We start from the raw sequence: 19,718 nt of genomic DNA, 5'->3' as shown, positions 1-19,718 counted from the left end.
CTTGATGAAAGTTTGATGAGATTCCGCCCACACTCCGTGGGCCTCGCTCATGGTCGACCCTCGAACTGCCGTTGAGAGATCACGCACCACCGTGGTAGCGCTCTCAAGGACAAATGGGGACGGGGAACCGCTGCATGGTTCGACGACGGCACACCGGCAGACGACTGCGGTCCGACGAGTCCGGGTTCACGCTCGCCGAGCTGCTCGTCGCCATGATGATCATCTCCGGCGTGCTGCTCGGCCTGATGGCGGTGCAGACGTCGGCGCTGGTCACCACGGCGCAGACGCGGCAGCGGGCGCAGGGCACCGCCGTGGCCAACCAGGTCATGGAGCAGATGCGGGCCCTCCCGTGGGCGTCCCTGTCCAAGGGCATGCACGCGAGCTTCGCGTCGGCCGCCGGGGGAGACCCCAACGTCACGTCCTCGCAGCTGCACCCGGTGGCCGACCCGTCGATCACCGAGCCCCTGGTCACCAGCACCGACCAGACGACCGACCGGGCGCCCCTGTCGGGAGCAGGCGGCTCGAACAAGACGGTCGAGGCGGACCCGTCCATCCCGGGGTTCACCTACACCAGCCGCGCGTACGTCACGCGCTCGGCGCAGACGGCCGCGAACGTCCTCACCCTCACCGTGATCACGTCGTGGCGGGCCAACCAGACGACCACGCAGAAGCACGTCATCCTCCGGTCGCAGGCATTCGCGCCGACAGGCGGCTGCGGCGACGCCTCGAACCAGCCGTACCTCGGTGCGTGCCAGGCCCTGCTGTCCGGAGACGCGGGCGCGACCGGCCCGACCGTGACGGTCGCCGCCGCCGGCGCCGGTCCCACGGGGCCGGTGACGACACCGACGACACCGATCATCCCCGGCACCGAGGCGACCGTCGCCACGCTGAGCGTGGGAACCGCCGGTGTCGGCCTCACCTCCCAGCAGGCGACCGCGGTCGAGGCCACGGCCACGCACGGCGGGTTGCAGACGCTGACCGCCGACGCCGCCGTCGCGGCTGTTGCCACGGGCGGCGGCAGGCTGACGAACAGCGCGTCCAACGACGCCGGGTCCGCCGGTGCCGCTCCCGCCAACCCGGCCGACGTGACCGGAGTGGGCTCGGCCTCCCCGCTCACCGTGTCGGGGACCGGCATGAGCCTGCAGCTCGTGCCGGCCAGCGGCACGAGCGCCAACCTGCGGGCGACGACCACCGTGTCGTGCGCCACGGGCGTCCCCGCGGGGCAGGCGTGCGCCGCGTCCGACCTCACCGGCGGCGGCGCGTCGTCGGTCGTGCTCACGACCGGTGGCACGCCGTTCACGGTGGCCTCGGTCGCGGGCGGAGGGTCGGCGAAGACGCTGGGCGCCAGGTTCACGTCGGCAGCCGGCACCACCGCGGTGGGCTGCGCCGCGCTCTCGGGCCCCGGGTGCCTCGGGACGTCGGTCAAGCGCACGGTGGGCTTGACCAGCGTCGGGCAAGGACCGTGGACCGGCGGTGCGGCGCCGTCCGGCCTGGCGTCCGTGACGTCCTACACCGACGCCACGCTGGTGGAGCGGGGGCTGTCGCAGCGCACGACGGCGGGCGTGACGACGCGCACCGGGACGGTGAGCTACTGGAACGGCTCGGGCTACTCGACGCTGACCATCGACCGGCTGACGAGCACGACCCTGGTGACCCCCGCGGTGACGACGACCGTCGGCGGCGTCACCGTCTCGGCGTCCGCCACGGTCACCGTCACGCCCGCCATGTCGATCGCGTCCCACCCCGACCCGGTCGGCTGCTCCGGGCAGGGCTGCTCGGTCACCTCGGACACCGGCACCCTGACGCTCACGGTCACCTATGTGGTCACCTCTGGGGGAATCCCGTCGGCGTTCACCGCCGCCGCGAGCGTGGGCTCCGGCCGGGCGAGCGCCGCGTTCAAGGCGGCGCCCAGTGCGTGAGCTGCGGCGGGTGCTGCGCGCCCGGCTCGACGCCGACGGCCGGCGCGACGCCGGGTGGACCCTGGTCGAGCTGATCGTGTCGATGGGGATCTTCGGCCTCCTCCTCGCGCTCGTGTTCTCCATCCTGGTGACCGTGAGCATGCAGACCAAGGACAACCTGGCACGCACGCGGGCGGTCGACGAGACCCAGATCGGCCTCATGCAGATCGACCGGCAGGTGCGCTCGGGCAACGTGATCGCCGACCCGGCCAACGAGAGCGCCGCCATGTCCGGGGTGGCGCCCTACTACGCGCTGCGCGTCTACACGCAGACGGACGGCGTCTTCCAGTGCGTGCAGTGGCGGGTGCGCTTTCCCACGGGGTCGTCGTTCGGCGTGCTCGAGTACCGGTCCTGGAAGCCCACCTGGCAGTCCACGGGCGGCGTGGAGGCGTGGCGCACGGTGGCGCGCAGCATCGTCAAGCCCGCCACGAGCACGGTCGTCGCCGCTGATCGCAGCACCTGGCCACCGTTCTTCGTGCAGGCCAACGACGCCGAGATCTCGTCGTCCGCGCAGACCATCCGCGTCACGTTGCGCGTCAAGGACCCGGCGCAGCGAGCGTCGTCGGCGCCGGCCACGGTGACGTCCACCCTGACCGGGCGCAACACGATCTTCGGCTACCCGGCGGACACCTGCAGCCCGGTGCCGGCGCCATGACCACCCCACACACCCACCTCAGGAGCACCAGACCCATGCGAGACGCCCTCCGCCGACGCCTGGCCGCCTCCGGCGACGACCGTGGGGTCGCGCTGGTCGCCGCCGTCGCGGTCGCGCTCATCGGCATCATGCTCGTGACCGTCGTCGTCGCCAACGCGGTGTCGACGTCGCGGGACTCCGGCGAGGACCGCGCCCGCACCTCCGGCATCCACACGGCCGAGGGTGCGGTCGACGCCGTCTACGCCGAGCTGGAGACGTGGACCCCGTGCACCTGGCCGGGCACCGGCGTGCTCGTCGGCGGTACGTCGCCGTCGCGCACGACCGCCACCGCCACGGTGCAGTACTTCTCCACGACCGGCGCCCTCCTGACCTGCGGCCCCGGCGGTGCGGTCACTGGCGGGACCCCGGCCTCCGCGGTCGTCACCGCGACCGCCACCGCGCAGGACGGGACGCGGCGGACCGTGCAGTCCAAGGTGGCGCTGACCCCGTCGTCCACCCAGGGCAGCGGTGCCGCGATCTTCGCTGCGAACAGCATCATGACCACCAACAACTTCACCGTGACGACCACGCTGCCGGACACCGACGTCGACGTGTGGGTGGACGGCGGGAACGTCAACTGCAACTCCAGCGTGCTGATCAAGGGCAACCTCATCGTCGTCAACGGGACCGTCGACATCTCCAACAGCTGCCGGGTCACCGGCAACCTGTGGAGCAAGAAGCAGCTCACCATCCATCAGGCCGCTCCGGGCGGCCTGCACACCGTCGGTCAGAACCTGTACGTCACGGCGAACGCCTCCCTCGCCGCCGGCACCAAGATCGGCGGCGACGTGGTGCTCACCGGGACGCGGACCGGCGGGACCCCGATCGTCGGCGGCGCGATCCGGACGGGCGTCGCTCCGGCGAACATCCCGCAGTATGTCCCGGTGAAGCTTCCCGAGGTCCTGTACCGACCGGCCGACTGGACCGGCTTCGTCAACACCGGCGACCGGCGGGCCGCCTACCGCGCGTGGGTGCAGGCGCAGGCCGTCGCCAACGGGGCGCCGACGTGGGCCGACGCGCGCAACCCGGCGAAGGACCAGTGCCGGGTCGCCGGCGCCAGCTACGACGCCAACGGGCCGCTCGTGGGGCCGACGCTGCCGACGGTGTTCGACACCACGAACTGTGCGGAGACCCGCTTCGAGGGCGGCCTGAACATCAAGCTCAGGGCCGACATGGTCATCTTCGCCAAGAGCTTCTACTCCACCGGTGACTTCAAGGTGACGTCGGCGGACGGCGCGCAGCACAAGTTCTGGGTCATCGTCCCGGACACCAACCCGAACGGCATCGCGGAGTGCAGCGGCGGCGCGGGGAACATCAAGAACGACTCAGGATCGCTCGCCATCGCGCCGATCACCCTGTTCATGTACACGCCGTGCGTCATCGACACCAACAACACGACCGACTTCTACGGCCAGCTCTACGGCGGCACCGTGAACCTGCGCAACTCGATGACCATGAACTACGTGCCCATCGGCATCCCGGGCGTCATCCTGCCGAGCACCGATCCCGTCGCCAGCGCCGGCTACCGGGTCGACGTGGTGTTCAAGCGCGAGGTCCGGAACCCGTGACGGGGCTGCTCGTCGTCGCCGCCACCCTGGTCGGGCTGGCGATCGGCTCGTTCCTCAACGTCGTGGTCTGGCGAGTGCCGCGCGGGGAGTCCGTCGCCCACCCACCGAGCGCGTGCCCGCGCTGCGGGCACGTCATCCGGCCGCGGGACAACGTGCCCGTGCTGTCGTGGCTCGTGCTGCGCGGCCGGTGCCGGGACTGCGCCGCGCCGATCTCCGCGCGCTACCCGCTCGTCGAGGCCGGTACCGCCGTGCTGTTCGGCCTCACCGCGTGGTTCGCCGGTCCGGCGTGGGTGCTGCCGGCGCTGCTCTACCTGGCCGCCGTCTCCGTGGCGCTCGCGCTCATCGACATCGACACCAAGCGGCTCCCCAACGCGATCGTGCTCCCGTCCTACCCGGTGGCGCTCGGGCTGCTCGCCCTGGCCAGCTGGAACCCCGGGGGAACGTCCGACTGGTCGGCGTTCGTCCGCGCACTGGTCGGGGGAGCCGCACTGTTCCTCGTCTACTTCGTCACCGTCCTCGTCTACCCGGCGGGGATGGGGTTCGGCGACGTGAAGCTGGCCGGCGTCCTCGGCCTGTACCTCGGGTGGTTCGGCTGGGGAACGCTGTTCACGGGCTGGTTCGGCGCCTTCCTGCTGGGGGGCCTCTTCTCCGTCGGCCTCCTGGTGACCGGCCGCGCCGGGCGCAAGTCCGGGATCCCGTTCGGGCCGTGGATGCTCCTCGGCGCCGCCGTCGGCATCGTCGTCGGCGAGCCGATCTGGGACTGGTACCTCGGCTCGCTCTGAGCAGCGCAGTCGTGCACGCGCTACGTGCACCAGATCGGCCGAACTTGCTCAAGTCGCCTGTCGGGACACCCGATAGGACGAAGGAACTCATCCGTTCGTAGGAAGGACCCTCGTGGCCACCACACGCGTCATCGGGCTGGACATCGGCTCGTCCTGCGTCCGCGCCGCGGAGCTCGAGTTCGGGAACGGTGGCCCCCAGGGCAAGACACCGCCGATGCTCGTCCGCTTCGGTCAGGTCGCACTCCCGCTCGGCGCGGTGCGCGACGGCGAGGTGGTCCAGCCCGAGACCGTCTCCAGCGCCCTGCGCCAGCTCTGGGCGCAGGCGAAGTTCGAGTCGAAGGACGTCGTCATCGGCGTCGGCAACCAGCGGGTGATCGTCCGGGAGCTCGACCTGCCCTGGATGCCGCTGCCCCAGCTGAAGGCCTCGCTGCCCTACCAGGTCAGCGAGCTGCTGCCCATGTCGACCGACGACGCGCTGCTCGACTACTTCCCGACGTCGGAGTTCGACGGGCCCCAGGGCCGGACCGTGCACGGCATGCTCGTCGCCGCGCAGCGGGACACGGTGAACGCGAACATCATCGCCGTCGAGGGCGCCGGTCTGCGGCCCCGGATGGTGGACCTCAACGCGTTCGCCCTGCACCGCTCGCTGGCTCGCGGGGAGCTCGCGCACTCGACGGCGGCCCTCGTCGACATCGGTGCCTCGATCACGACGGTCGTCATCTCCGCCCAGGGCTCGCCCCGCCTGGTGCGGTCGCTGCCCACCGGTGGCCAGAACGTCACCAACGCCGTCGCGAGCGCGCTGGGGATCGCCGCCGCCGAGGCGGAGGCCGTGAAGCGCGAGATCGGGATCGGGTACGCCGTCGGTCCTGACCGCGCGGAGGCCGCCGAGGCGATCAGCACGGTGGTTCGTGCGCTGGTCGAGTCGGTCCGCAACACGTTCGTCTACTACTCGAGCAACAACCCGGGCGCCGGCATCGACGTCTGCGTGCTCACCGGAGGCGGTTCGCACCTGCCCGGGCTCGGGCAGTACCTGTCCAGCGCGAGCCGGCTGCCCGTCACCCTCGGGGACCCGCTCGCGGGGCTCCGGTCCGCGAAGACCGCGCAGCGCGACGCGCTGAACGGCCACGAGTCCTTCATCGCCCTCCCCGTCGGACTGGCCTACGGAGTTGCCGCATGACCACGTTGATCGAACGCCCGCGGTCCCGGTCGAACGCCGGCACCGCGCTGAGCGGGACGCTGCCGCAGGTCAACCTGCTGCCCCCCGAGGTCCGGGCGGCCCGCGGACTGCGGGTCACCAAGCGCTGGCTGCTCATCAGCCTCGTGGTCACCCTCTTCCTGTGCGTGGGCGCCTTCGGGCTCGCGCTCATCTCCGGTGCGACGGCTGCCTCCGAGCTCGCCGACGCGCAGGCCGAGACCGTCCGTCTCGACAACGAGGCCGCCAAGTACGCCGAGGTGCCGCAGGTGCTCGACGCGCTGCAGCAGGCGCGGACCGCACGCACGATCGGCATGTCCACCGAGGTCCAGTGGCGGCCGTACTTCGACGCGGTGACCAGCGTCCTGCCGGCCGGCGTCAGCATCGAGTCGATCGTCTCCACGGGCGCCACGCCCTTGGTGGCGGCGGCTCCTCCGACGGACCCGCTGCAGGCGCCGAGCGTCGGCCAGCTCGCCTTCACGGCACGCAGCGTCACCGTTCCCGACACGTCCGCGTGGATCGACGCGCTCAACGCCATCCCCGGCTTCGGTGACGCGTGGGTGTCCTCCGCGGCAGTGACCGAGGACGACACGGGCACCTACTACGCCGTCTCCGCGACGGTCCAGCTGACCGACGCGACCTACTCGCACCGGTTCGATGCCAGTACTGAAGGGCAGGGCTGACATGGGCGGCGCCAAGAAGAGCACCTGGATCGGTGGCACGGTCTTCATCGGGCTGGTCATCGCCGCGGCGGCGTGGTTCTTCGCGATCTCGCCGACCATGGCGGCCGCGTCCGAGATCCGTGCCGAGGCGGAGAACACCCGCCAGCAGAACGAGCTCCTCGAGCTGCGGGTCACGCAGCTCAAGGCGGACTTCGAGAGGCTGCCGGAGTTCAAGGCTGAGCTCGCGTCGATCCAGCAGCAGATCCCGACGGACGCGATGCTGTCCGAGTACCTGCGCCAGCTGGACGCCATCGCCGTCGCGCACTCGGTCACGCTGACCGCGGTCACGCCGTCGATCCCGCAGTCCGTCGTGCTCGCGGTTCCCGCGGTCACGGCGCCGGTCGCGGAGCCGACCGAGCCGGGCGAGGAGTCCGCGGAGGTGGCGGCCGAGCCCGTCGCCCCGGCCGGCGCCAACGGCCCGACCGGCTTCACCGCGATCCCGCTGTCCGTCACCGCCCTGGGCACGTACGACAACACGATCGCCTTCCTGCACGACCTGCAGAACTCCACGCAGCGGCTGTTCCTGGTCACCGGCTTCGTCGGGACCGCACAGTCGCAGCAGGACGCCAGCAGCGGGAGGCCCGCCACCGCGGTCGGCGACCAGGAGCTGGTCATCACCGGGTACACGTACGCGCTGCCCGACGCCCTCGCAGTCCCCGCGGTGGCCGACCCGGCCGCCGTGCCGCCGGCCCTCCCGGGGGCCGTGCCGGGCAAGAACCCGCTCGTCCCGGTCGCCCGCAGCTGACCGGTCCGGCTCACGGTCCACCCTCCGGGCGCCCGCCCGGGGGGTGGACCGCGTCATGGGAGGATCTGGCTCATGCTGCGTTGGTTGACGTCCGGTGAGTCTCATGGTCCGGCGCTCGTCGGCATCCTCGAGGGCCTGCCGGCGGACGTCGAGGTGCAGACCTCGGACATCCAGGACGCCCTCGCACGCCGGCGCCTGGGCTACGGCCGCGGCGCGCGCATGAAGTTCGAGCAGGACGAGGTCCGGCTGCTCGGCGGGGTGCGGCACGGTCGCACCCAGGGCGGTCCGGTCGCCATCGAGATCGGCAACACCGAGTGGCCCAAGTGGGTCGACGTGATGTCGGCGGACCCCGTGGCGGACCCGGACGTGCTCAAGCGCGCGCGCAACGCGCCCCTGACCCGGCCGCGGCCGGGTCACGCCGACCTGGTGGGGATGCGCAAGTACGGCTTCGACGACGCCCGGCCCGTGCTGGAGCGCGCGAGTGCGCGGGAGACCGCGACGCGGGTGGCGCTCGGCACGGTCGCCGCCCGGTTCCTCGAGCAGGCGGCCGGCATCCGGCTCGTCTCGCACGTCGTGAGCATCGGTCCGGTGTGGGCTCCAGACGACGCCCCGCTGCCGACGCCCGACGACGCTGCGGCCCTCGACGCCGACCCGGTGCGCTGCTTCGACGCAGCCGCCTCGGCCGCGATGGTCGCCGAGATCGACGAGTGCCACAAGGACGGCGACACGCTCGGCGGCGTGGTCGAGGTGCTCGCCTACGGGCTGCCCTCCGGCCTCGGCTCGTACGTCCACGCCGACCGCCGGCTCGACTCCCAGCTCGCCGCCGTGCTCATGGGCATCCAGGCGATCAAGGGCGTCGAGGTCGGGGACGGGTTCCGCACGGCCGCCCGCCGCGGCTCACAGGCCCACGACGAGATCGAGCGCGACGCGTCCGGCAGGATCGTGCGCCGGAGCAACCGTGCGGGCGGGCTCGAGGGCGGCATGACCAATGGGGAGATCCTGCGCGTGCGGGCGGCGATGAAGCCGATCTCCACGGTGCCGCGCGCGCTCGACACGGTCGACACGGCGACGGGTGAGGCGACGAAGGCTCAGCACCAGCGCTCGGACGTGTGCGCCGTCCCGCCCGCCGCGGTGGTCGCGGAGGCCATGGTCGCGCTCGCTCTGGCGGACGCGCTGCTGGCCAAGACCGGCGGCGACTCCGTCGCCGAGGTCCGCCGCAACCTCGACGCGTACGTGGCGTCGATCCCACACCTGCTCGGCTGAGCCAGGCGGCAGCGCCGCCGCGCGACGACCGGACCCCGTGGGGGCCGGCCGCCGCAGGGCGGGCTGTGGCGGCTACGCCCGAGGCGCGATCGTCGCGGTGCGCGACCGGATCACGCTCGGCACGGACGGCTGCACCCGGAGCGCCTTCGTGGGAGCGCCCGTCCCGATGGCGGTCTTCGCGCTCAGCCGGAACTCGTACGTCGTGCCGTTCACCAGGCTCGTCACGGTCGCGCTCCGGGCCGTGCTCGCGGGCGACGACTTGACCGCCCAGGCGCTCCAGGTGGCCGTCGACGAGCTGTAGGTCCGCATCTCGAGGGCGTACCCCGTGATCGCCGACCCACCGTCGCTGGCCGGCGGCGCCCACGTCACGGTGGCGAAGCGGTCACCGCGCGTCACGGCGAACTGCACGGGAGAACCGGGCAGCCCCGCGACAGTGGACTGCGCCGCCGCCGCCGGGCCGGAACCGACGGCGTTCTCGGCCGTGACCTCGACGCGGTAGTCGGTGTTCTGGACCAGGCCAGTGATCGTGTAGGTCGTCGTGGAGGGCAGCAGCGGGACGGTGGTCCAGCTGCTCTCGGCCGTGCGCTGGTAGCGCAGGGTCACGCCGGTGAGCGGGGTTCCGCCGGTCGACGTGGGGAGCCTCCAGGTGACCTTGAGGGTGCCCGCGCCCGAGACGAACACCAGCCCGGTGGGCGCCCCCGGGGGACCCGCGGTGGCCCTCGTGGCGGTGGACGACCACTGCCCCTGGCCCTCGGCCGTCAGCGCGCTGACCGCGACCTCGTACGTCGTGCTGCTCTGCAGCCCGGTGAGCACCATGCTCGCGGCGCCTGCGGTCGTGGGGGACAGGACCACCCACGCGTTCTCGGGTGTCGCGCTGGCGCGGTAGCGCACCACGTACCGGACGCCCGTGTCGGTCCCCGACGCCGCCGTGGTGAGCTGCGTCCAGCTGACCGTGAGGTCGCGGCCGTTCACCGTGACCGCCGTGCCCACCGGGGCGCCGGGCGTGGTGCGGGTGCTGAACGTGCGCTCGACCGACGTCCCGAGGGACACGCGGGACGTTCCCGTCGAGGAGCTGTACTTCTCCGACACCGCCCGCACGCGCCACCAGTACGTGGCCCCGAACGTGACGGCGGAGGGCACGGCGAGCGACGAGGCGACCGTCTCCACGCCGACGGCCGACGCGACGGCGCCCGACGACGTCGCCCACTGGACGATGTACCGGGACGCACCGGGGACCGGCTCCCAGTCGAGGACGCGGGCGGACGTCGGCAGCACGACCGCGTCGCCGGTGATGAGCTCGGGCGCCCGCGTGGCCACGACGGCCGTGGCGACGGTGCTCCACTGCGAGACACCGTTCGCCGAGTCGACGGACCGGACGCGCCAGCCGTAGGTCCCGGGCGCGAGGTCCTTGACGGTCAGGCCGGTCTGCTTGACCAGCGACACGCCTGCCACCTTGGTCGTCGCGGTCGGCGTGGCGGTGTTCCAGTACTCGACCTCGTACCGCGCGACGGCGGCCGGCGTCGACCACCGCAGCGCGAGGCTCGACGTGCCGGCCTGAGCAGCGGCGAGCACGGGCCTCGGGGTCTCCACGGTGAAGTCCCGGGCCGGCTCGAACACGCGACCGGGGTTCCCGTTGGCGTCGAGCGGGGCGACCGTGAACTTGTAGTTGCCATCGGGCAGCGGCTTGCCGTTGGCCGGGTTCTGCGCGACGTAGGACGGGTACTCGATCTTCTTGGCGGCAAGCAGCGTGCCGTCGGAGTTGAGGATCGAGATCTGGTAGCCCCGTGCTCCGCCGTCGAGGGGCGCACTGGCGCCCTGCGGCCGCCAGGACAGGACCGTGGTCCCGTCGGACGACACCGAGACGGGGTTGACCACACCGACGAGGTCCGTCGCGCGCGAGTTCTTCACCCAGCTGGGGTGCGAGGCGGAGCCGTCGGCGATGTAGACGATGTCCCCGCTGACGTGCTTGAACGGGCGCACCTGCCAGTAGTACGGCAGGCCGGTGGTGTTGTCGTCGAAGACGCCGTTGAGGCGCAGCACCGTGCCCTGCGTCCGGACGACGGCGATCTGCGTGGTCATCGCGGAGTTGGTCGCGAACCGGACCTCGTAGCCGGTGGCGCCGATGGTGGCGTTCCAGGAGAACACCGGCGAGGGCTGGCCCTTGAGCGCGTCGGTCGTCGCTGCGGCGAAGGCGGCCTCGTCAGGCTCGGAGCCGGTCGCTGTGGCGGCGGGCGGAGCCACCACCTTGACGTACCGCGCGCGGGCCGGCAGGCCGGCGTCCTCGGGGTCCGACCAGTCGCTGACCACGGTGCCAGTGGGCAGGGACGACTGCAGGAGCGTCGTGGCGGCGCCCGTCAGGTCGATCGCGCGGACGCGCCAGCGGTACGTCGCGCCGGCCTGGATGCGCTTGGTCGGGACAGCCGTCCACAGGCAGGGACCGGCGCCGTCCTGCGCGCTGGGGAGTCCTGCCCCCGGGTCGACCTCCTCGATCACGGTCACCGAGGTCGACGCGGTGCGGCAGGTGAGGCGCGGGTCGCCGTTGAGCGGGACGACCTGGACCTCGTACATCGTCGCGCGCGGGACGGGCTGCCAGGAGAGCTGGAAGCTGTTGAGGTCGATCTCCGGCGCGTTCTCGACGCTCGGGGCGCCGATGGTCGGGACCGGGTAGGTGCTCGGGGCACCGACCGTCACCGTCGGGGAGGTCTGACCGCCCCACTGCTTCTGGAACTGGCGGATGTCGGACGGGACCCCGGGGCGCCCGGCGGTGTCGTACGCGACGACCTGCCAGTAGTAGTTCTGGTCGAGCAGCGCGATCTCCGGCACCAGCGTGGTGCTGGTCGTCGTGCCACCGGCGTTCGCCAGCTCGCCGGCGATCGCGGTGCCGGCGTCGTTCTTCGCGACGCCGACGACGACCTTGTAGGACGCGGCGCCGGGCACCGGCGACCAGGTGAACACGACGTCGGACACTGCCGGGTCGGTGGGCGAGGTCCAGCTGGCGGGGGACAGGAGGGTCGGCTTCGAGGCCGCGGCGGGCCACTCGACCGTGAACCTGGAGCCGGGCGACCACCGACCGGTGAGCGCGGTCGACGTGCCCGAGTAGAAGTTGGCGCGGACGCGCCAGTTCCACACGATCGTCTCGCCGGCGACCGTGCGCTCGAGGGGGAGGTCGAGGGTCCAGCTGGTGCCTGTGGTGTTCTCGACCGGGCGGCTGACCTCGGTGGGGAAGGTGCTGTCCGGCGAGTACTGCACGTCGTAGCTGACCGCACCCGGGACGGGCTGCCACACGAACGTGACCGGCGTCGGGTAGGTCACGGTGCCGCCGCTCGGCGAGCCGGGGCTGACCAGCACCGGGACCGCCATCGCGTCGGTGTCGAACGTCTGCGCCTCGGAGTAGCCCCCCCGGGACGCGACCGTCGTCCCGCTGCTGTAGGCAGCGACGTGCCAGTACAGGGTGCGCGCCTCGCCGCTGGCCAGGACCGAGGTCGGAACCCAGGTCAGGGCATAGGTGTCCGCGGCGGCGACGACCGTCCCGGCGTCGAACCCGGCCGTGGTCGCGACCTCGACCCGGTACGCGGACGCCCCGGGCGTCGGCTGCCAGCTCAGGCGCAGGTCGCCGTCGCCGTCGACGACCGCGAGGTTCGCCTCGGGGGCGTCGATGGTCGCGGCGTGAGCCGGGAGCGTGCCGGCGGCCATGAGGGTGGCCACGAGGGCACCCGTCACGATCGCGGCTAGGGAACGTCGGAACACAGCGAGGCCTCCGGGGCGCGCGTGGATACAGCGGTCTCGTCGCTTCTCGGCAGGCCCAGGCCTGATCATGAGGGTCCGGGACGCACCATCTGGCGTCGTAGGCCAGGCGGGTGAACGGCGGTCCGCGCACTACCCTGCTGGCTGTGCCCGCTGCAGACTCCACCGCCCCCCGTCTCGTGCTGATCGGTCCCCCCGGCTCGGGGAAGTCGTCCGTCGCCGCGGCGCTCGCCACGCGCTGGCAGCTGGCGTCGCGAGACACCGATGCCGACGTGGAGGCGGCGGCCGGCAAGACGGTTGCCGAGATCTTCGTCGACGAGGGCGAGCCCCGGTTCCGTGCGCTCGAGCGGGACGCGGTCGCGGCCGCGCTGACGAGCCACGCGGGCGTCCTGGCGCTCGGTGGGGGCGCCGTGCTCGACCCCTCCACCCGCGCGGCGCTCGACGACTACGTGGCTGGCGGCGGGGTCGTCGTGTTCCTGGACGTGACCTTGGCCCACGCGGGCCCCCGGGTGGGCTTCAACCAGTCCCGACCGCTGCTGCTGGGCAACCCGCGAGCCCAGTGGCAGGCACTCATGGAAGCCCGCCGGCCCGTGTACGAGCAGCTGGCGACGCTCCGGGTGCTCACCGACGGCCTCCGACCCGCGGACGTCGCCGAGCAGATCGAGCAGGAGCTCGCGGTCCTGCGCCGCTCCGAGGGGAACCCGTCATGACCGAGGCACGGACCGTCCGGGTCGAGGGCGACCAGCCCTACGACGTCGTCATTGGGCGGCACCTGCTCGCTGCGCTGCCCGACCTGCTGGGTCCGGACGTGCGCCGGGTCCTCGTCGTGCACCCCGCGGCTCTCGCGACCACCGCCGACGCCGTCCGGGAGGACCTGCGCGCGCACGGGTACGAGGCGTTCATCGCCGAGGTCCCCGACGCGGAGGAGGCCAAGACCGCCCAGGTCGCCGCGTTCCTGTGGCAGGTGCTCGGCCAGGCGGACTTCACGCGCTCCGACGCGGTCGTCGCGGTGGGTGGCGGCGCGACGACGGACCTGGGCGGGTTCGTCGCGGCGACCTGGCTGCGCGGCATCAAGGTCGTCCAGGTGCCGACCACGCTGCTCGCCATGGTGGACGCGGCCGTCGGTGGCAAGACCGGCATCAACACCGCCGAGGGCAAGAACCTCGTGGGCGCGTTCCACCCGCCCGCCGGGGTGCTCTGCGACCTGGTTGCCCTCGAGTCGATGTCTCGGCACGACTTCGTCGCCGGGCTGGCCGAGGTGGTCAAGTGCGGCTTCATCGCGGACCCGCGCATCCTCGAGCTGGTCGAGGCGAACACGGCGCTGCTGACCGACCCCGTGGCGGCGGCGTCGTCGCCTGTGCTGCTCGAGCTGGTCGAGCGGGCCGTGGCCGTCAAGGCGCGCGTCGTGGGGGAGGACCTGCGGGAGGGCGGCCTGCGCGAGATCCTCAACTACGGGCACACGTTCGCCCACGCCGTCGAGCACGTGGAGCGGTTCCAGTGGCGGCACGGCGCGGCGGTCTCGGTGGGCATGGTCTACGTCGCCGAGCTGGCGCGCCTGGCGGGGCGGCTCTCCGACGAGGTCGTCGACCGGCACCGCTCGATCCTCACGTCGCTCGGTCTGCCCGTGACCTACCGGGGCGACCGCTGGGAGCGGCTGCTCGCGGCCATGCGCCGGGACAAGAAGACCCGCGGCGACCTGCTGCGCTTCGTGGTGCTCGAGGACATCGGCAAGCCGGTGCGCCTCGAGGGGCCTGACCCGACGCTGCTGGCCGCCGCGTACGCCGAGCTGAGCGAGGGCGCCCCGGCCCCGTCGCGCGCGATCTCCCTCTGACGCCGACGACCGTCACCTAGGCTGCCCGCATGACGCGCGTGCTGGTGCTCAACGGTCCCAACCTCGGCCGCCTGGGGGTCCGGGAGCCGGAGGTGTACGGCTCCACCACGCACGACGAGCTCTCCGCGGCGGTGGAGAAGTGGGCGGCGGACCTCGGCCTCGACGTCGAGGTGCGTCAGACCGACGACGAGTCCGCCCTCGTCGGCTGGCTGCACGAGGCGGTCGACGCCCGAGCACACGTGGCGCTCAACCCGGCCGCGTTCACCCACTACTCGTACGCGCTGCGCGACGCGGCCGCGCAAGTCACCCACGCCGGCCTGGTGCTGGTCGAGGTGCACCTGTCCAACCCCTACGCCCGCGAGGTGTTCCGGCACGTCTCGGTCATCGGCCCGATCGCCACGGGCACGATCGCCGGCTTCGGCCTCCAGGGCTACCGCCTCGCCCTCGAGGCGATCGCGGCCCGCACGTAGCGCCCGCCCTGGCGCAGGAATGTGAAGGAACGGGTCGACATTCGGCCGGGAGGTTCTCATTCCTCGCCTCGGACGAGTCGCCCACAGCCCGGGCGGTGGACGCGCTGTGCACCGAGCGGTCGTGCGGGTCGGCACGGAGGCATCCGGACGTGACCCTTCATGGGTGACGGACCGGCTACCAGCGCGATGGCGCCCACCGGAGGCGACCGGCCAGGCGGGCCTCTTCACCGCGCAGCAGGCGATGGCTGCCGGGATGACCGAGCACCAGGTGCGGCGTCGTCTGCGCGGCGGCCGGTGGATGCGGGTCGCCGGTGCCGCGCTCACCCTCCGGGACCAGTCCGTCGGGCCGTGGGAGCAGGTGCACGCCGTGTGGCTCACCTGGCCGGAGGCGACGACGTGCCTCGGGACCGCAGCGCGGCTCCACCGGCTCCCCGTCGCCGACGACGGCCTGATCCACGTCCACGTACCGACCGCGCGGCCGTCGAGGGACGCGCTGCGGGCCCACCGGTTCGGGCTCGATCCCTCCGACACCGAGCCTGCGGGGCACGCCCGGGTGACGACGCTTCGACGCACGATCATCGACTGCCTCGGCCGACTCGAGCCCGATCAGTCGGACGGCCTGCTGGCGTGGGTGCTGAGTCGTCGGCTCCTCGCCGCCGACGAGCTGGCGGCGTGGATCGGGGCGCATCCCGGGGCATGGGGGAACGTCCCACGGCGGTCTGCGCTGGACCGGTTGCGTGACGGGGCAGCGAGCCCGGCCGAGTGGCGACTGCAACGACTGCTGCGGGAGGCGCGGATCGGGGGGTGGCTCGCGGCGGAGTCGCTGCATCGGCACGTCGGCGTCGCTGCGTCCGCGGACATCTACTTCCCGGACGTCCGGCTCGTGATCGAGGTCGACGGCCAGCGCTTCCACGGGGCTGACCGCTTCCAGTCCGACCGTACGCGGCAGAACCTGCTCGTCGCGGCCGGGTGCACCGTGCTCCGCTACACGTGGGACGACATCGTCAACCGTCCGCGGATGGTGATCGCACAGATCGAGTCCCACCTCACCACGCTGCGCTCGCTGCCTCGCCCGGGACGGTGAACGATCGGGCCGTCTTCGGGCCGGATGCTTCACAATTGTCGGCTGGGCGCCGAGGGACGGGCCGGCAGTCGGTGCACGGTACGATGGTCGGCGGTCTGCGGCCGCTGATGCCGCGCACGCCCCTGGGAACGCACAGGGCCGCGCCTCCGCCGGACCGCACAGAAGCTCACTCGACAGGAAGCGACGATCGTGGCGACCACCAACGACCTCAAGAACGGCACCGTGCTGAAGATCGACGGCCAGCTGTGGACCGTGATCGAGTTCCAGCACGTCAAGCCCGGCAAGGGTGGCGCGTTCGTCCGCACCAAGCTGAAGAACGTCATGTCCGGCAAGGTGGTCGACCGCACGTTCAACGCCGGCCTGAAGGTCGAGACCGCCAGCGTCGACAAGCGCGACATGCAGTACCTGTACAAGGACGGCACGGACTTCGTGTTCATGGACACGGACACGTACGACCAGGTGCACATCTCCGAGGTCACGGTCGGCGACGTGTCGCACTTCCTCCTGGAGAACCAGAACGCGATGGTGGCGACGAACGAGGGGGTGCCGCTGTACGTCGAGCTGCCCCCGTCGGTCGTCCTCGAGGTCACGTACACCGAGCCGGGCCTGCAGGGCGACCGCTCGTCGGCCGGCACCAAGCCCGCGACGCTGGAGACCGGCTACGAGATCCAGGTGCCGCTGTTCCTCGAGGCGAACACGAAGGTCAAGGTGGACACCCGCGACGGGAGCTACCTGGGCCGCGTGAACGACTGAGGTGGGAGCTCGCACCAAGGCCCGCAAGCGGGCCCTCGACGTCCTCTTCGAGGCGGACCAGCGGGGGATCGACCCCGTCCGGCTGCTCGCGGACCGCATCGCGGAGCCCGGCACCGAGAGCGCGTTGCCGCAGTACTCCGTCGACCTGGTCGAGGGCGTGATCGCCGAGCAGGACCGCATCGACGAGCTGCTGGCCACGCACGCGCACGGCTGGACCATCGACCGGATGCCGGCGGTCGACCGGGCGCTGCTGCGCCTGGGCACGTGGGAGATCCTCTTCAACGACGACGTCCCCGACGCGGTCGCCGTCGACGAGGCCGTCGAGCTGGCCCGCTCCCTGTCCACGGACGAGTCGCCGCAGTTCGTCAACGGCCTGCTGGGACGCATCGTCGACCTGAAGCCGACGCTCCTGGCCTGAGCACGCACGACGACGCCCGCGCACCGGGGGTGCGCGGGCGTCGTCGTGCCCGGGGGTCAGTACCGGGGCACCGAGGCCAGCCGGCTGCCGTCCCGGCCGGAGGCGGGGGTCGGCACGATGGAGCGCAGCGCCCGGCCGGCATGCACGACCGCGGTCGCACCGGTCGTCGGACGCGGCCCGCGCACCGGCAGGTTCGGCGCCGCGCGGCCCAGGAAGTTGCCCTGCACGCGGGTCACCCCCATCTCGCCCAGGGTGGTCAGCTGCAGGGCCGTCTCGACGCCCTCGGCGACGATGGCGAGGTCGTGCGTCTGGGCGAGCGCGACGATGGCCCGCACGACGCCGCGTCCTCGCTCGGTCCCGATGTCCCGCACGAAGGATCGGTCGATCTTCAGCTCGTCGACGGGGAGCCGGGCGATGCGGGCGAGCGAGCTGTAGCCGGTGCCGAAGTCGTCGACGGCGATCCGCGCACCGCGCGCACGCAGCTCGGACAGGACCGGGACGGCCGACGACGTCTGGACCAGCGCGCTCTCGGTGATCTCGAGCGTCAGGTGCTCCCAGAAGGCGTCGCCCCAGGCCGTCTCGATCTGCTCGAGCGCGTCCGGCTCCGCCAGCTGCCGGGCGGCCACGTTGACCGACACGGGCATCTGGAACCGCTCCAGCGCGCGCCGGGCCTGCCGCAGGACCTCGAGCCCGATGGGCACGATGAGCCCGGACTCCTCCGCCAGCTCGAGCCAGTCGGCGGGCAGGATGAGGTTGCCGTGGTGGTCCCAGCGGGCGAGCGCCTCCACCTGCACGATCTCGAGGGTCTGGGCGTCGACGATGGGCTGGAAGTAGGCGGTGAACTGACCGGCCCCGACTGCGGCCTCGAGCGCGGTCAGCTGGTGGCGCTCGGCCTCCACGCGGCGGCGCAGCGCCCGGTCGAACACGCGGAAGCCCGACCGCGAGCGCTTGGCCTCGAGCATCGCCGTGTCGGCGTGCCGGACGAGGCCGTCGGCGTCGACGACGTCGCCCGGCACCCAGGTGGCGACGCCCACGGTGAGTCGGGCGGGCCGGCTGCCGCCCGCGCGGTCGACGAACCCTTCCCGGATGCCGCGCGCGATGGCGACGAGCTCCACGTCCTGCGGTGCCCGGGCCAGGACGACGACGAACTCGTCCCCGCCGACCCGGCCCACGTAGGCGTCATGGTCGGGGAGCGCGCCCCGCAGGTACTCCGCGACCCGCACCAGGAGCGCGTCGCCGTGCGCGTGGCCGTAGGTGTCGTTGACGCGCTTGAACCCGTCCAGGTCGCAGTAGACCAGGGACACCCGGGTGCGCTCGACGTTCGCACGCTCGAGCATCGCCAGGAGGTGCTCCTCGACGGCCCGGCGGTTGGGCAGCCGCGTCAGCGGGTCGGCGAACGCGGTGGTGTGGAGCCGCTCGCTCAGCTGGTACCGCTCGGCCGCGGCGGAGACGATCTGCGCGAGGTCGATCAGGAACGTCCGGCACGGAGCGGCATGCTCGACCTTCGTCGCCGAGAAGAGCTCCGCGACGAAACGGTCGCGGGCGATCGGCCGTAGCGAGCCCTCGATGCTCGGGTCCTGCAGGATGATGCGGGCCTCGTCGCGGGCGGACACGAGCAGGCCGTCCGCGTCCTTGACGAACCACGCGGAGTTGGCCAGGCGGGCCAGGGCGTCGCGCATCTGGTGCTGGCGGGCGGCTGCGTCCTGCGCGTCACGCAGCCGGTTGAGCGCGAGCACCTCGATGCCCACCGCGAGCGGGATTGCCCAGAGGGCCGCGCACATGGCCCCGAGCGCGTGGTCCCGGACCAGGACGCCCGCGGTGAAGAGGGCGAGCGACTCCGCACCGGCGACGACGAGCAGCGACCCGAACGCGGTGAGCTTCGTCCGGCCGACGGCGACCACCACGTACGAGACGACCACCGCGGTCGGGGCGAGCAGCAGGCCGGCGTCGAGGACGTCGGCGTCGGCGACCCACTGGTCCATCGGCACCCACCACAGTGCGGCGCGTGCGGTGAACAGGGCGATCGCCGCCCACAGCCAGTAGCGCACCTTGGGGCCGCCGGCGATCGCCCGCGTCGCGGGGACGGCGATGACCAGGAAGCCGGCCACGAGCTGCGCGTGGACGAAGACCAGCACGTCCCGCACGGTGCCGGGGGTGGTCAGCGTGAACAGCCCGCCGGCCAGGAGCACGAGTCCCATGTCCGACGACCAGGCGAGGGACCACGCGGCGCTGGCCGGCCGGACCTCGCCACGCCACCACACCCACTGGAGCACGCAGAATCCACCGACCAGCCCTGCAGCAAGCAGCTGCAGCACGGTCACCCAGGTGGGAACGGTTCCGAGCACATCAGGGGATCGTCACGTGGTCGCCCCGGGATGACGTGGCATCCGGGTGACGAGCCCGTCAGCCGTGACGGACGTCGCACCGGGAGCACCCCGGCCGGACGGTAGGGTGGCCGCTCGAGAGACCTTCCTTTAAGACCCGTCCTGTGAGG

The 19,718-nt window shown here is 72.5% G+C and carries 16 protein-coding genes; 14 read left to right on the top strand and 2 right to left on the bottom strand.

What is annotated here, in order from left to right; genetic code table 11:
* Positions 1–134 precede the first annotated feature (134 nt).
* From RYN42_RS08135 to aroC, 8 genes are all read left to right on the top strand, one after another.
* On the top strand, positions 135–1,919 hold the full coding sequence (locus RYN42_RS08135; RefSeq protein ID WP_315095262.1) for a prepilin-type N-terminal cleavage/methylation domain-containing protein: 1,785 nt from the start codon (positions 135–137) through the stop codon (positions 1,917–1,919).
* Positions 1,912–2,613, top strand: coding sequence for a type II secretion system protein (locus RYN42_RS08130; RefSeq protein ID WP_315095261.1), 702 nt, complete (start codon positions 1,912–1,914; stop codon positions 2,611–2,613). The genes RYN42_RS08135 and RYN42_RS08130 overlap by 8 nt, the downstream gene beginning before the upstream one ends.
* A 35-nt stretch (positions 2,614–2,648) precedes the next feature.
* Entirely contained in the window at positions 2,649–4,220 is a 1,572-nt protein-coding gene (locus RYN42_RS08125; protein WP_315095260.1) for a hypothetical protein, read from the top strand.
* Entirely contained in the window at positions 4,217–5,002 is a 786-nt protein-coding gene (locus tag RYN42_RS08120) for a prepilin peptidase (RefSeq protein ID WP_315095259.1), read from the top strand. The genes RYN42_RS08125 and RYN42_RS08120 overlap by 4 nt, the downstream gene beginning before the upstream one ends.
* 112 nt (positions 5,003–5,114) lie before the next feature.
* Positions 5,115–6,179, top strand: a complete 1,065-nt coding sequence (pilM, locus tag RYN42_RS08115) for a type IV pilus assembly protein PilM (protein WP_315095258.1) — start codon at positions 5,115–5,117, stop codon at positions 6,177–6,179.
* A complete protein-coding gene (locus RYN42_RS08110; protein ID WP_315095257.1) occupies positions 6,176–6,877 on the top strand; it encodes a fimbrial assembly protein in 702 nt (233 codons plus the stop codon). Before pilM ends, RYN42_RS08110 begins: the two co-directional genes overlap by 4 nt.
* On the top strand, positions 6,852–7,661 hold the full coding sequence (locus RYN42_RS08105) for a hypothetical protein (RefSeq protein ID WP_315095256.1): 810 nt from the start codon (positions 6,852–6,854) through the stop codon (positions 7,659–7,661). The genes RYN42_RS08110 and RYN42_RS08105 overlap by 26 nt, the downstream gene beginning before the upstream one ends.
* Positions 7,662–7,733: 72 nt before the next feature.
* The gene (aroC, locus tag RYN42_RS08100) at positions 7,734–8,924 is read left to right on the top strand and encodes a chorismate synthase (protein ID WP_315095255.1); all 1,191 of its coding nucleotides are present in this window, start codon (positions 7,734–7,736) and stop codon (positions 8,922–8,924) included.
* A 72-nt stretch (positions 8,925–8,996) separates the two neighbouring features.
* Here the strand turns inward: aroC and RYN42_RS08095 are convergent, their stop codons facing one another.
* A complete protein-coding gene (locus tag RYN42_RS08095) occupies positions 8,997–12,629 on the bottom strand; it encodes a fibronectin type III domain-containing protein (protein ID WP_315095254.1) in 3,633 nt (1,210 codons plus the stop codon).
* Between the two features lie 185 nt (positions 12,630–12,814).
* Here RYN42_RS08095 and RYN42_RS08090 point away from each other — a divergent pair, with 185 nt between their 5' ends.
* From RYN42_RS08090 to nusB, 6 genes are all read left to right on the top strand, one after another.
* On the top strand, positions 12,815–13,378 hold the full coding sequence (locus RYN42_RS08090; protein ID WP_315095253.1) for a shikimate kinase: 564 nt from the start codon (positions 12,815–12,817) through the stop codon (positions 13,376–13,378).
* Positions 13,375–14,499, top strand: a complete 1,125-nt coding sequence (gene aroB, locus RYN42_RS08085) for a 3-dehydroquinate synthase (RefSeq protein ID WP_315095252.1) — start codon at positions 13,375–13,377, stop codon at positions 14,497–14,499. The genes RYN42_RS08090 and aroB overlap by 4 nt, the downstream gene beginning before the upstream one ends.
* Before the next feature lie 29 nt (positions 14,500–14,528).
* Entirely contained in the window at positions 14,529–14,969 is a 441-nt protein-coding gene (gene aroQ / locus RYN42_RS08080) for a type II 3-dehydroquinate dehydratase (RefSeq protein WP_315095251.1), read from the top strand.
* 163 nt (positions 14,970–15,132) lie between these two features.
* Complete coding sequence (locus tag RYN42_RS08075; protein ID WP_315095250.1) at positions 15,133–16,053, top strand: type IV toxin-antitoxin system AbiEi family antitoxin domain-containing protein; 921 nt, start codon at positions 15,133–15,135, stop codon at positions 16,051–16,053.
* Between the two features lie 189 nt (positions 16,054–16,242).
* Entirely contained in the window at positions 16,243–16,806 is a 564-nt protein-coding gene (gene efp, locus RYN42_RS08070; protein ID WP_315095249.1) for an elongation factor P, read from the top strand.
* A gap of 1 nt (position 16,807) precedes the next feature.
* Positions 16,808–17,224, top strand: a complete 417-nt coding sequence (gene nusB / locus RYN42_RS08065) for a transcription antitermination factor NusB (protein ID WP_315095248.1) — start codon at positions 16,808–16,810, stop codon at positions 17,222–17,224.
* A gap of 56 nt (positions 17,225–17,280) precedes the next feature.
* On the opposite strand, the gene RYN42_RS08060 is transcribed toward nusB, so the two are convergent.
* Entirely contained in the window at positions 17,281–19,569 is a 2,289-nt protein-coding gene (locus RYN42_RS08060) for an EAL domain-containing protein (protein ID WP_315095247.1), read from the bottom strand.
* Positions 19,570–19,718: the final 149 nt, after the last annotated feature.

It is taken from the genome of uncultured Cellulomonas sp., from assembly GCF_963527515.1.
Classification (GTDB): Bacteria; Actinomycetota; Actinomycetes; order Actinomycetales; family Cellulomonadaceae; genus Cellulomonas.
The sequence above is the reverse complement of the archived record's forward strand: the minus strand, read 5'-3'. Positions and strand labels throughout refer to the sequence as shown.

Excerpts from the sequence above, each read along its gene's own strand:
- RYN42_RS08135 (WP_315095262.1), top strand. The coding sequence starts at position 135 with ATGGTTCGACGACGGCACACCGGCAGACGACTGCGGTCCGACGAGTCC.
- RYN42_RS08125 (WP_315095260.1), top strand. The coding sequence starts at position 2,649 with ATGCGAGACGCCCTCCGCCGACGCCTGGCCGCCTCCGGCGACGACCGT.
- RYN42_RS08110 (WP_315095257.1), top strand. The coding sequence starts at position 6,176 with ATGACCACGTTGATCGAACGCCCGCGGTCCCGGTCGAACGCCGGCACC.
- RYN42_RS08105 (WP_315095256.1), top strand. The coding sequence starts at position 6,852 with ATGCCAGTACTGAAGGGCAGGGCTGACATGGGCGGCGCCAAGAAGAGC.
- aroC (WP_315095255.1), top strand. The coding sequence starts at position 7,734 with ATGCTGCGTTGGTTGACGTCCGGTGAGTCTCATGGTCCGGCGCTCGTC.
- aroB (WP_315095252.1), top strand. The coding sequence starts at position 13,375 with ATGACCGAGGCACGGACCGTCCGGGTCGAGGGCGACCAGCCCTACGAC.
- aroQ (WP_315095251.1), top strand. The coding sequence starts at position 14,529 with ATGACGCGCGTGCTGGTGCTCAACGGTCCCAACCTCGGCCGCCTGGGG.